General features: G+C 66.0%; 9 protein-coding genes. All 9 read left to right on the top strand.

All coding sequences use genetic code 11. The annotated features are described in order from the left end of the window. Positions 1–252: 252 nt before the first annotated feature. Positions 253–2,853, top strand: coding sequence for a TonB-dependent receptor (locus WDM86_20785; GenBank protein ID MEI9992457.1), 2,601 nt, complete (start codon positions 253–255; stop codon positions 2,851–2,853). A gap of 147 nt (positions 2,854–3,000) precedes the next feature. Beyond that, positions 3,001–4,059, top strand: a complete 1,059-nt coding sequence (locus WDM86_20780) for a LacI family DNA-binding transcriptional regulator (protein ID MEI9992456.1) — start codon at positions 3,001–3,003, stop codon at positions 4,057–4,059. A gap of 125 nt (positions 4,060–4,184) precedes the next feature. Continuing rightward, positions 4,185–5,312 (top strand): fumarylacetoacetate hydrolase family protein, encoded by a 1,128-nt coding sequence (locus WDM86_20775; GenBank protein MEI9992455.1) that lies wholly within the window; start codon positions 4,185–4,187, stop codon positions 5,310–5,312. Then, entirely contained in the window at positions 5,309–6,745 is a 1,437-nt protein-coding gene (locus WDM86_20770) for an aldehyde dehydrogenase family protein (GenBank protein ID MEI9992454.1), read from the top strand. Before WDM86_20775 ends, WDM86_20770 begins: the two co-directional genes overlap by 4 nt. Positions 6,746–6,753: 8 nt before the next feature. Next, complete coding sequence (locus WDM86_20765; protein ID MEI9992453.1) at positions 6,754–7,500, top strand: SDR family oxidoreductase; 747 nt, start codon at positions 6,754–6,756, stop codon at positions 7,498–7,500. Continuing rightward, positions 7,497–8,324 (top strand): SMP-30/gluconolactonase/LRE family protein, encoded by an 828-nt coding sequence (locus WDM86_20760; protein MEI9992452.1) that lies wholly within the window; start codon positions 7,497–7,499, stop codon positions 8,322–8,324. The genes WDM86_20765 and WDM86_20760 overlap by 4 nt, the downstream gene beginning before the upstream one ends. A 179-nt stretch (positions 8,325–8,503) precedes the next feature. Continuing rightward, complete coding sequence (locus WDM86_20755; protein ID MEI9992451.1) at positions 8,504–10,282, top strand: IlvD/Edd family dehydratase; 1,779 nt, start codon at positions 8,504–8,506, stop codon at positions 10,280–10,282. A gap of 131 nt (positions 10,283–10,413) precedes the next feature. Further along, positions 10,414–11,880: a sugar porter family MFS transporter gene (locus WDM86_20750; protein ID MEI9992450.1), complete on the top strand. Its 1,467-nt coding sequence runs from the start codon at positions 10,414–10,416 to the stop codon at positions 11,878–11,880. A 3-nt stretch (positions 11,881–11,883) separates the two neighbouring features. Next, the gene (locus WDM86_20745; protein ID MEI9992449.1) at positions 11,884–12,744 is read left to right on the top strand and encodes an aldose 1-epimerase; all 861 of its coding nucleotides are present in this window, start codon (positions 11,884–11,886) and stop codon (positions 12,742–12,744) included. Positions 12,745–12,786 lie beyond the last annotated feature (42 nt).

Raw genomic sequence — 12,786 nt, 5'->3', positions numbered from 1 at the left:
CATCACGATTGATAGCGGCGTGGTAAAATACACACGCAAGTAGTCGCAAATCTGCCAACGACGACACTTAGATTGACGATGCCGATTGGCGAAGACAAATTGCTGCAAGCGCGAGCGCTCGGTTGGGTCAATTAAAACCGGCGTGAAACGCATTCTGAGGGTTCAAGACGCCTGGGATCGAAGAGTGCCAGCGGTAGCGCGTCGATGGCGGCGCATACCGTTTCGAGATTCCATTTTTATGAGGGGAAGTCCATGACGAAGCCTAACAAGAAGTCGCTCCTTCTGGGAGCGACGGCCCTGACGTTTGCTGTTCCGCTGTTGACGGGGGCCGCTTTCGCGCAATCGACAGGCACGCAAGAAGTGGAAACCGTTGTGGTTACCGCCGAGCGGACGCAATCCGATGGCCTGATGAACGCCGCGCCGATCTCCAAGGAGCGCTCGACGATCACCAGCGAATTCCTCCGGACTCAGACCGCCGGCCAAACGGTGTTCCAGTCGCTCAACTTCATGCCGGGCGTGAATTTCACCAACAACGATCCCTATGGTTCGAGCGGCGGCAACATCCGCATGCACGGCCAGGACGGCAATCACATCTCCCTGACGCTCGACGGCATGCCGCTCAACGACACGGGCAACTACGCGATCTACACCAACCAGCAGCTCGACCCCGAAGTCGTCGACCGCGTCAGCGCCAACCAGGGATCGACCGACGTCGACAGCCCGACCGCGGCGGCAACCGGCGGCGTCATCGCCATCATCTCCGACCATCCGCATGACGATTTCGGCGCCGAGGCCGTCCTCACCGGTGGCTCGTACAGCGACCAGCGCTATTTCGGCCGCGTCGATTCCGGCGCGTTCGGTCCGTGGGACACCAAGGCGTTCGCCTCGCTCTCCTGGCAGGACTACGACAAGTACAAAGGCCCGGGCGACCTGAAGAAGTGGCAGGCTAACGTCAAGTTCCAGCAGGACTTCGGCGATCTGGGCTGGATCACGCTCGCGGGCCACTGGAACAGCAATCGCAACAATTCCTACTACGCCGAAGACTATGTGCCGAACACGACCAACTTCTCCGGAACGCTTGCCGGCACCATCGACCTGATCAAGGGGCCCGATGGCTATATCGCCAACCCCGCAAACACCACTGGCGCCAGTTTCGGCGGCACGGGCTGGGACCGCGACTATCAGGCCACCTGCGCCTACACGACGCCGGTCGCCGGTCACGCCGACAGCACGATGACCACCTGCGGCAACTTCTACAAGGTGAAGATCAACCCGTCCGACACGGGCAATATCCGCATGCAGTCGCTGTGGCACCTAACCAGCGCGCTCACCGTCACGGCCGACGCAAACGTCCAATATGTCCTGGCCAATGGCGGCGGCGCGTTCTCGTTCAAGGAGAACAGCCCCCAGCTGATCGGCGCCACCACCGGCGTCGGCGCCTCCACCACGCCGTTCCACTGCATCCCGGGTCAGGGCTGCGACCTGAACGGCGACGGTGACGTGATGGACAGCGTCGAGCTTTACCAGCCCAGCACGACCAACACGCGCCGCTGGGGCTTCAACACCTCGGTGATCTATCAGTTCGACGAGGACAACACGATCCAGGCCGCCTATACGCTGGACTACGGCCTGCACCGCCAGACCGGCACCACGACCTTCTTCGATCCGGTCAACGGCCCGGCCGATCCGTTCGCCGGATTGAAGGACAAGGAGCACGAAGTGTTCGACGCCAACGGCGTGCCGCTGCGCTATCGCGATCGCAAGTCCAAGGCGATCATGAACCAGGCCTCGTTCGACTATGAGGGCAAGTATTTCGAGGATGCCGTGCGCGTCTCGCTCGGCTTCCGCATGCCGTTCTTCGAGCGCGACCTCAACCAGTATTGCTACGAGGCGCTCGGCAGCAGCAATGCGTACTGCACCTCGCAGGTGCCGAACGCGACCTTCGCCAACAACACCGTGACCTTCGCGGGCAGCTCGACGCACTACGTGCCGGGCGGCCACACGGTGAAGCGCTACAGCCGTTTCCTGCCGCACCTCGGACTGAGCTATCTGCCGTTCGGCGATACGCACCAGTTCTTCGGTTCCTACACCCAGGAAATCGCGGCGCCGCGCACCGACAACCTCTACACCAGCGCGCTGTCGAACCCGAGCAATCCGGCCTCCGCCTGGCTGACCTTCGCAAACACCAAGCCGGAGACCTCGACGACCTATCAGGTCGGCTACCGTTATCTCACGGACGTCCTGCAGGGCTCGCTGGTCTACTGGAACTCGCAGGTCAAGAACCGCATCGTCAGTTCGTTCGACCTGAACACCAACACCTATTTCGACCACAACGTGCCGGGCGTGAACTTCTGGGGCTTCGATGCGGAAGCCAACTGGTTCCCGACCGACCAGCTCAGCCTCTATGCCAATGCCGGCTTCGACCGCGCCCGCATCACCTCCAACATCCCGGTCGGCGGCGGCTTCGCGCAGACGCTCAACAAGCAGCTGTCCGAGACTCCGAAATGGACCTTCTCGGGCCGCGCGCAGTATGCGGTGCTGCCGGACCTGCGGCTGGGCCTCGAAGGCAAATACGTCAGCAGCCGAAACCAGACCGAAGACAACAATGCCTTCGTTCCGGACTACTTCACGATCAACGCCGACATCTCCTACGACCTCGACGCGCTGGGGATGGACAATTCCTCCGTCCGCTTCAACGTCGACAATCTGCTCGACAAGCACTACTTCACCAGCCTCGGCACCCAGACTTGCTGGACGCCGGTCGCGCCGACGACCAGCGGCTGCACCAGCTTCCCTTATGCCTATCTGGGTTCGCCGCGCATCTACCAGGTCTCGCTGACGGCGCGTTACTAGCCGCGGCGATCATCCTGAATCGGGCCGGCCGGGCGAAAGCCCGGCCGGCCTTTTCGTCGGCCTGGCCTCCGCGGCCCGTCCCCGAGAGCTTTGCCTGACCGCAATTGTCTGGTAGGGGGGGCGACCCGCCTCAACCGGAGAGATGAGTTGGCCCAGAAGAGTGGCCGGCGCGGCAACAATGTCGTGACGATTCATGAAGTGGCGCGCCATGCCGGCGTCTCGCCGATGACGGTGAGCCGGGTGGTCAACGGCGAAAGCAATGTGCGCGAATCGACGCGCGCCAAGGTCGCCGCCTCGATCAAGACGCTGCATTACTCGCCGAATCTGGCGGCGCGCAGCCTTGCCAGCGCCAGCGCGGTGCGCATCGGCCTGCTCTATTCGAACCCGTCCTCGGCCTATCTGAGCGAGTTCCTGGTCGGCAGCCTGGAGCAGTCGAGCCTCTCCGGCTGCCAGCTCGTGATCGAGAAATGCGACGGCCCCAACACCGAGCGGGCGGCGATCGAGAAGCTGGCGCGCACCGGCGCCGATGGCGTAATCCTGCCGCCGCCGCTCTGCGATTCGGAGGAAGCGCTGCGCGCCGTCGCGGACCTCGAAATTCCGGCGGTCGTGGTCGCCACCGGCCGTCCGGCGCCGGGCCTGTCGGCCGTCAGCATCGACGATTTCGAGGCGGCGCATTCCATGACGCGGCGACTGGTTTCGCTCGGCCATAGCCGCATCGGCTTCATCATGGGCCATCCCAACCAGACCGCCAGCGAACAGCGCTACAAGGGTTTCGTCGCGGGCATGGAGGAGGCGGGCCTCAAGCCCGATCCGCGCCTGGTGACGCAAGGCTATTTCACCTACCGCTCCGGCCTGGAAGCGGCGGAAAAGCTGCTCCGCGCGGCCAAGCGGCCGACCGCGATCTTCGCCAGCAATGACGACATGGCGGCGGCCACCGTCGCGGTTGCCCACCGGATGGGACTGGACGTGCCGCGCGACCTGACCATCGCCGGCTTCGACGACACCCCGCTCGCCACCACGGTCTGGCCGGCGCTCACCACCGTCCGCCAGCCGATCGCCGACATGGCGCGCGAAGCGGTCAAGCTCCTCTTGGAGCAGATTCGCCGCAAGCGCGCCGGGGCGGAGCCCGAGCCGGTCCAGAAACTCCTGGAATTCACCCTCATCCCACGCGAATCCACCGGCCGGGTTAACGCAACTTCCACCTGACGGAGGAGGTGATCGCCCTTGACAGGCCGCCTTGTCCCCGTGTTGGTAGCGCAACCAATTTTGAGAGCGCCGCGCGGGTGCCGCTTGGGAAGCTGTGATGGACGGGATGTTTCAGGGCCCAGGAAATGACTGATTTTCTGCCGCGCGACGGACGGGAAGCGACGCTGGCCGGCCGCCTGGATCTCGGGCAGGGCCCGATCCCGGTGCTGGTCCGCGAAGGCCGCGTCCTCGACGTGTCGCGCGCGGCGCCGACGATGTCGGCCCTGCTGGACGGCTGGACCGGCGCGGCCGATGGCCGCGACCTCGGCGACATCGCCGATCTCGGCCTGACCCAGGCCTGGAACGGCGCCGGCAAAGCCAAGCTGCTCGCCCCGATCGACCTGCAATGCGTCAAGGCGGCCGGCGTGACCTTCGCGGTCTCCGCCGTCGAGCGGGTGATCGAGGAACGCGCCCGCGGCGACGCCGGCAAGGCGCTCGCCATCCGTGAGGCGCTGAAGGAGCGGGTCGGCTCCGATCTGCGCGCGGTCAAGCCGGGCTCGCCCGAAGCGGTCAAGCTCAAGGCGGCGCTCATCGCCGATGGTCTGTGGTCGCAATATCTCGAAGTCGCGATCGGCCCGGACGCCGAGATATTCACCAAGGGCCCGCTGCTCGCCTCGGTCGGCTGGGGCGATTACATCGGCATCCGCTCCGACTCCGATTGGAACAATCCCGAGCCGGAGATCGTCATCGTCTGCGACCGCGCCGGCAAACCGGTCGGCGCCAGCCTCGGCAACGACGTCAATCTGCGCGATTTCGAGGGGCGCAGCGCGCTGCTTCTCGGCAAGGCCAAGGACAACAACGCGTCGTGTGCCATCGGCCCGTTCCTGCGCCTGTTCGACGACGGCTTCACGATGGACGATGTGCGGGGCGCCGTCCTGGAGCTCGAAATCCAGGGCCCGGACAATTACCGCCTGGAAGGCCGGAGCACGATGGCCGAGATCAGCCGCGACCCGCTCGACCTCTGCCGCCAGGCGATGAGCGAGCATCAATATCCCGACGGCTTCGCGCTGTTCCTCGGCACGCTGTTCGCGCCGACCCAGGACCGCGACACGCCCGGCCGCGGCTTCACGCACAAGATCGGCGACGTCGTGCGCGTCTCCACGCCCAAGCTCGGCGTGCTCGAGAACAAGGTGACGACCTCGAAAGCGGCGCCGCCATGGACTTTCGGCGTGGGGGATCTGATGCGCAACCTGGCGCGGCGAGGACTTCTATGAGCCTGACCCTGACCCACTACATCGCCGGCGAGCGCGTCAAGGCGGACACGCCGCATGAGAGCCTGAACCCCTCCGACACGCGCGAGGTCGTGGCGCGCTTCCCCGACGGCGGCAAGGCCGAGGTAGACGCCGCGGTCGATGCCGCGCGCAAGGCGTTTCCGGGCTGGTCCGGCGCCTCGCCGGAAGTGCGCGCCGACATTCTCGACAAGGTCGGCGAACTGATCCTCCAGCGCCGCGCCGATCTGGGCAAGCTGCTGTCGCGCGAAGAGGGCAAGACCTTGCCCGAAGGCATCGGCGAGGTGACGCGCGCCGGGCGCATCTTCAAATATTTCGCCGGCGAGGCGGTGCGCCGCCACGGCCAGAACCTCGACTCGGTCCGCCCGGGCGTGGAGATCAACACGTTCCGTGAAGCCGTGGGTGTATTCGGCCTGATCACGCCGTGGAATTTTCCCATCGCGATTCCCGCGTGGAAAACCGCGCCGGCGCTCGCCTTCGGCAACACCGTCGTGATCAAGCCCGCCGGACCGACGCCCGCGACGGCGGCGGCGCTGGCCGACATCATCTTCGAGGCCGGCGCGCCGGCCGGCGTGTTCAACATGGTGATCGGCCGCGGCGTCGTCGGCGACGCCCTCGCCAAGCATCCGGACGTAGACGGCGTGTCGTTCACCGGCTCGCAGGCGGTCGGCACCCAGGTGGCGCAGTCGGCGCTGTCGCATCAGGCGCGCGTGCAGCTCGAAATGGGCGGCAAGAACCCGCTGGTCGTGCTCGACGATGCCGATTTCGACCGCGCCGTGCTGTGCGCCCTGGACGGCGCCTTCTTCGCCACCGGCCAGCGCTGCACCGCGTCGAGCCGCATCATCGTGACCGACGGCATCTACCAGAAATTCGTCGCGGCCCTGACCGAGAAAACGCTGGCGCTCACCGTCGGCGATGCGCTCGATCCGGCTTCCAAGATGGGCCCGGCGGTCAGCCAGCAGCAGCTTGAGCAGAACCTTTCCTATGTCGACATCGCGGTGAAGGAGGGCGGCCGTCTCACGGGCGGCGGCCAGCGCCTGACGCTCGCCAAGCCCGGCTACTACATGAGCCCGGCGGTGATCGCCGACACAAAGCAGGGCATGCGCATCAACGGCGAAGAGGTGTTCGGACCCGTCGCCTCGATCCTGCGCGTGAGGGATTATGACGAGGCGCTCGCGGTCGCCAATGCCGGCGAGTTCGGCCTGTCGGCCGGCATCTGCACGTCCTCGCTCAAATACGCCCGCCACTTCCAGCGCGCGGTGCGCGCAGGGATGGTGATGGTCAATCTGCCGACCGCCGGCGTCGATTATCACGTGCCGTTCGGCGGCAGCCGCAAATCGAGCTACGGCGCGCGCGAGCAGGGCTTCGCGGCGGTGGAATTCTACACACAGACCAAAACGGCCTATTCCTGGGCCTGAGGGGAGCCATGTCGTCAGCCGTCTATCCGAGCCTTAAGGGCAAGCGCGTCGTCGTGACCGGGGGCGGCTCCGGCATCGGGGCCGGCATCGTCGCGGCTTTCGCGCGGCAGGGCGCCAAGGTGATCTTCATCGACATCCTCGAGAACGAAAGCGCGGCGCTCATCAAGTCGCTCTCCGATTGCGAGCATGCCCCCGTCTTCCGGCGCTGCGACCTGAAGGACCTGGCCGCGGTCGCCGCCTTCTTCAGCGATGTCGGCCCGATCGACGTGCTGGTGAACAACGCCGGCAACGACGACCGTCACAAGCTCGCCGACATCACGCCGGCCTATTGGGACGAGCGTATCGCGGTGAACCTGCGCCACATGCTGTTCTGCGCCAAGGAGGCGGCGCCCGGCATGAAGAAGCGCGGCGGCGGCGCGATCATCAATTTCGGCTCGATCTCCTGGCATCTCGGCCTGCCCGATCTGGTGATCTACGAGACCGCGAAGGCCGGCATCGAGGGCATGACGCGGGCGCTCGCCCGCGAACTCGGGCCGGACAACATCCGCGTCACCGCCGTGGTGCCGGGCAACGTCAAGACGCCGCGCCAGATGAAATGGTACACGCCGGAAGGCGAGGCGGAGATCGTCGGCCAGCAATCGCTGAAGGCGCGCGTCGAACCGGAGCATGTCGCGTCGCTGGTGTTGTTCCTAGCCTCGGACGACGGCAGGATGTGCACCGGACACGAATACTGGATAGACGCCGGCTGGCGATGAAACCCGAATGCGTTTGGCCCGTCGCGGCGATGCTGGGCGAGGGACCCTTGTGGTCGCCCGCCGAGCAGGCGCTGTGGTTCGTGGACATCAAGAAAAACCACATCCACCGCTACGAGCCGGCGACGGGCGCCAAGCGGACCTATGACGCGCCGTCGAGCCCCGGCTTCCTGTCGCCGGACGGTGACGGGTTCATCGTCGGCCTGAAAGATGGCCTCTACCGCTTCGATCCCAGGGACGGCGGTTTCGCGCTGCTGCACCGCGTCGATGCGGACAAGCCCGGCAACCGGATCAATGACGGCGCCCGCGATGCGGCCGGCAGGCTGTGGTTCGGCACCATGGACAATGGCGAGGAAGCGTTGACCGGCCGCCTCTATCGGTTGGATGCCGACGGCCCCACGGTGGTGGAGAGCGACATCTGCATCACCAACGGCCCATGCTCCAGCCCCGACGGCAAGATTTTCTACCACACCGACACGCTCAAGAGGACGATCTACGCTTACGACCTCGGCGCCGACGGCGATCTGTCGAACAAGCGCGTCTTCACGGTGATCGAGGAGGGCGCCGGCTATCCCGACGGCTCGATCGTCGATGCCGAGGGCTGCCTGTGGGTCGGGCTGTTCGCCGGCTGGGCGGCGCGGCGCTATTCGCCGCAAGGAAAGCTGCTCTCCACCGTGCGCTTTCCCTGTGCCAATATCACCAAGCTCGCCTTCGCCGGCCCCGCGACCGTCTACGCCATCACGGCGTGGAAGGGGCTCGACGACAAAGCGCGCGCCGAACAGCCGCTCGCCGGCGGGCTGTTCCGTTTCGAAGCGGCCGGCATTTAATCCTCCCTGTCATGGCCCGCGAATGCGGGCCACCCAGGTGACACGAGCCGAGTCGGTGCGGAATTGAGCAAACAGGAAATGTCCACGGCCGCGGACGTTGCAACTGGGTGGCCCGCATTCGCGGGCCATGACAGTGTTTGTCTTGAAAAGACATTCGCGACACGGACAGGGAGTTCGCCATGACAGAGCGCAAACCCGTGAAGCGGTTTCGCTCCCGGGACTGGTTCGCGGCGCCCGGCCGGGAGGACATGGCGGCGCTCTATATCGAGCGGTTCATGAACTACGGCATGACGCCGGAGGAATTGCTGTCCGGCCGGCCGATCATCGGCATCGCGCAATCGGGCAGCGACCTCAATCCCTGCAACCGGCATCATCTGGAATTGGCCAAGCGCGTGCGCGAGGGCATCCGCGACGCCGGCGGCATCCCCATCGAATTCCCCACCCATCCGGTCTTCGAAAATTGCCGCCGCCCGACCGCCGCCATCGACCGCAATCTCGCCTACATGACGCTGGTGGAGCTGCTCTACGGCTATCCCATCGACGCGGTGGTGCTGACCACCGGCTGCGACAAGACCACGCCGTCCGCGATCATGGCCGCGTCGGCGGTCGATATCCCGGCCATCGTGCTCTCCGGCGGGCCGATGCTCGACGGCTGGCACGACGGCGAGCTGGTGGGCTCGGGAACCGTGATCTGGCGCAGCCGGCGCAAGCTCGCCGCCGGCGAGATCACCGAAGAGCAGTTCATGCAGGCGGCGTGCGACAGCGCGCCGTCGGCCGGACACTGCAACACGATGGGCACGGCTTCGACGATGAACGCGGTGGCCGAGGCGCTCGGCCTGTCGCTGCCGGGCTGCTCGGCGATCCCGGCGCCCTATCGCGAGCGCGGCCAGATGGCTTACGAGACCGGCAAGCGCATCGTCGACATGGCCTATGAGGACCTCAAGCCGTCGAACATCCTGACGCGCGCTTCCTTCCTGAACGCCATCGCAACCGTGGCCGCCATCGGCGGATCGACCAACGCGCAGCCGCACATCGTGGCGATGGCGCGCCATGCCGGCGTCGAGCTGGAGGTCGCGGACTGGAGCCATGCGCATGACATCCCGCTGCTGCTCAACATGCAGCCCTCGGGCAAATATCTCGGCGAGCGCTTCCATCGCGCCGGCGGCGTGCCGGCGATCCTCTGCGAACTCCTGAAGGCCGGCCGCATCGACGGCGGTGCGCTGACCTGCACCGGCGCTTCGCTGGCGAAGAACATCGAGGGCCGCGAGACGCAGGACCGCGAGATGATCCATCCCTACGAAGCCCCGCTGATGGAGCATGCCGGTTTCCTGGTGCTGAAGGGCAATCTGTTCGATTTCGCCATCCTGAAGACGAGTGTGATCTCCGACGATTTCCGCAAGCGCTATCTCGCGCGCCCCGGCGCCGAGAACGTGTTCGAAGGCCGCGCGGTGGTGTTCGACGGCTCGGACGATTACCACGCCCGCATCAACGATCCCGCGCTCGGCATCGACGCGAACACGATTCTCGTCATCCGCGGCGCCGGGCCGCTCGGCTGGCCCGGCTCGGCCGAGGTGGTGAACATGCAGCCGCCGGACGCGCTCCTGAAGCAGGGCATCAGCAGCCTGCCGACGCTCGGCGACGGGCGGCAGTCCGGCACCTCCGACAGCCCCTCGATCCTCAACGCCTCGCCGGAAAGCGCGGCGGGCGGCGGGCTCGCATTCCTGCGCACCGGCGACCGCATCCGCGTCGACCTCAATGCGTGCACTTGCAACATGCTGGTGCCGGACGAGGAGATCGCGCGGCGCAGGAAAGACGGCCTGCCGCCGGTACCGGAATCGGCGACGGTGTGGCAGGAGATCTTCCGCGCCACCGTCACGCAGATGGACACGGGCGCGGTGATGGAGCCGGCGCTGAAGTATCGTCAGATCGCCAGGAAGACGCCGAGGCACAATCATTAGAAAGGGGAGGGTGGATTTTCGTGCGACGCTTGCGGACTGGTATCGCTATCAATACGCTATAGTCGCGTCATCGCCATAAGAGCGGCACGCAATTCGGAAACGCGGGCTGAAGGCCCAGGGAAGGGGAGTTCATGATCACGAAGCCCAACTATACGCTTGTCGTCATGCTGACGGTCGCCGCGACGCTCGGCGGTCTGTTGTTCGGCTACGACACGGCGGTGATCTCCGGCGCGACCGATGCCATCACCTACAATTTCGTCACGCCCCGCCACCTGCCGGAGGCGACGGCGAATTTCCTGTCGGGCTTCGCCATCGGCTGCGCGCTCTTGGGCTGCGTCGTCGGCGCCGCCATCGCCGGGCCGATCTCCACCGCCTGGGGGCGCCGCACCGGCCTTCTGATCGCGGGCGTGTTGTTCTTCGTGTCGTCGATCGGCGCGGGCTTCCCCGAATTCGGCTTCAGCCTGTTCGGCCTGACCGGTCCCGACGCTCTGCCGGTCTTCATCCTCTATCGCCTGATGGGCGGCACCGCGATCGGCATGGCCTCGGTGCTGGCGCCGATGTACATTGCCGAGATCGCGCCGCCCTCGCATCGCGGGCTTCTCGTCACCTTCCAGCAGATCGCCATCGTCGTCGGCATCAACCTCGTGTACTTCGTCAACTATTTCGTCCAGTCGATGGGCGACCGCGATTTCCTTCTGCATCTCGGCTGGCGCTACATGCTGGCCTCGGCCGCCATCCCGGCGACCCTGCTGATCGTCTTCATGGCGCTGGTGCCCGAGACGCCGCGCTATCTGGTGCTGAAGGACCGCGCCGCCGAGGCGCTGGCGCTGCTCAAGCGGCTGGGCGGCGGCGATCCCGACACCACGCTCGAGGAGATCGAGGCGACGCTGGAGCAGCACACGCGGCCGCTGCTCAGCTTCGGCTGGCTGGTGCTGATCGTCGGCATCATGCTGTCGGTGTTCCAGCAGGTGGTCGGCATCAACGCGGTGCTCTATTTCGCGCCGCACATGTTCCAGAACATGGGCGCCTCGCAGAACGACGCCTATCTGGAATCGGCCTGGTTCGTCGGCGTGACGATGACGCTGTTCACCCTGGTGGCGACGGTCACCGTCGACCGCGTCGGGCGCAAGCCGCTTCTGGTCTGGGGCGCCTTCATCATGGCGGCGGCGATGCTAACGCTCGGCACGCTGTTCAACATCCACGCGGTCAGCGCCACGGTCGGTGAGGGCGCCGCGACCTCGACGGGATCGTCCTATGTCGCGATCGCGGCGGTGGTGGTCTACATCATCGGTTTCTCTTTCTCCTGGGGCCCGGTGACTTGGGTGATGCTGTCGGAAATCTTCCCCAACTCCATCAAGGGCACGGCGATGGCGATCGCCGTCGCGGCGCAGTGGATCGCGAATTTCGTCGTGTCGCAGACCTTCCCGATGCTGGACGGCAGTTCCGCGCTCAACGCGGCGTTCAACCACGGCTTCGCCTATTGGCTCTACGGCGTCGGCGCCATCCTCGCGGGATTTTTCGTCCTGCGTTTCGTGCCGGAGACCAAGCAGCGCAGCCTCGAAGCGATCGAAGGCATGTGGGGCAAAAAGCCGGCCTGACGCATGATGAGGCTGACCAGCGGCGGCGCCGTTCTCGACCTCCTGCCGGAGGTCGGCGGCGCTGTCGGCCGTTTCACGGTCGATGGCGTCGATGTGCTGCGCCCGGCGGCGCCGGGAACGCGCGAACCGCCCGGGACGGCGTGCTTCCCGCTGCTCCCCTTTGCCAATCGCATTGCCGGCGGCGTCTTCCGCTTCCGCGGCAAGACGATACGGCTGCCGCGCAATTTCGGCGATCATCCGCACGCGCTGCACGGCCAGGGCTGGCAGAATCCGTGGGCGGTGGTTTCGCAGGCCCAGGACCGCGCGGTCCTCGCGTACGAACACAAGGCCGACGCGTGGCCCTGGCATTACCGCGCCGAGCAAAGGATCATGCTGGCGCCGCGCGCGCTGCGGATCGAGTTGATTCTTTCCAATTGTGGCGCGCATGCCATGCCGGCCAGTGTCGGCTTTCACCCCTACTTCCCGCGCCGGCCGGGCACGACGCTGCGGACCGACGTCGCCGGCGTCTGGCTGAGCGATGAGACCTGCATCCCCACCGTGCCGGCCGGGCCCGATCACTTCCTCAATCTGGCGCGCGGCGCCGTGATGGCCGATGCTCCCTTCGTCGATCACTGTCATTTCGGTTGGTCGGGCAGGGCGACTATTTTCCAGCCGGACGGCGGCGATTTCATCGAGCTGACCGCAAGCCCCGCGCTGCATCACCTGCACATCTTCAATCCGCGCGACGGGGCCGTGTTCTGCGCCGAACCGGTGAGCGCGATGCCGGATGCTTTCAACCGGGAGTCCGCCGCCGACGACGTGCACGTCATCGCGCCCGGCGAGTCGCTGTCGGTGTGGATGCGAATCGCGGTCCGCGCGCGGTAACGATCGCGAGTGTTGCATTTGGGAATAACATTTCAACGAGTG

Origin of the sequence: Rhizomicrobium sp., from assembly GCA_037200045.1 — a bacterium.
Taxonomy (GTDB): Bacteria; Pseudomonadota; Alphaproteobacteria; order Micropepsales; family Micropepsaceae; genus Rhizomicrobium.
This window is presented reverse-complemented; position numbering and strand designations above follow the sequence as displayed.

What these genes read in the sequence shown, in the direction of transcription:
- WDM86_20750 (MEI9992450.1), top strand. Translation starts at nt 10,414, where the DNA reads ATGATCACGAAGCCCAACTATACGCTTGTCGTCATGCTGACGGTCGCC.
- WDM86_20765 (MEI9992453.1), top strand. Translation starts at nt 6,754, where the DNA reads ATGTCGTCAGCCGTCTATCCGAGCCTTAAGGGCAAGCGCGTCGTCGTG.
- WDM86_20770 (MEI9992454.1), top strand. Translation starts at nt 5,309, where the DNA reads ATGAGCCTGACCCTGACCCACTACATCGCCGGCGAGCGCGTCAAGGCG.
- WDM86_20785 (MEI9992457.1), top strand. Translation starts at nt 253, where the DNA reads ATGACGAAGCCTAACAAGAAGTCGCTCCTTCTGGGAGCGACGGCCCTG.
- WDM86_20775 (MEI9992455.1), top strand. Translation starts at nt 4,185, where the DNA reads ATGACTGATTTTCTGCCGCGCGACGGACGGGAAGCGACGCTGGCCGGC.
- WDM86_20745 (MEI9992449.1), top strand. Translation starts at nt 11,884, where the DNA reads ATGATGAGGCTGACCAGCGGCGGCGCCGTTCTCGACCTCCTGCCGGAG.
- WDM86_20760 (MEI9992452.1), top strand. Translation starts at nt 7,497, where the DNA reads ATGAAACCCGAATGCGTTTGGCCCGTCGCGGCGATGCTGGGCGAGGGA.
- WDM86_20755 (MEI9992451.1), top strand. Translation starts at nt 8,504, where the DNA reads ATGACAGAGCGCAAACCCGTGAAGCGGTTTCGCTCCCGGGACTGGTTC.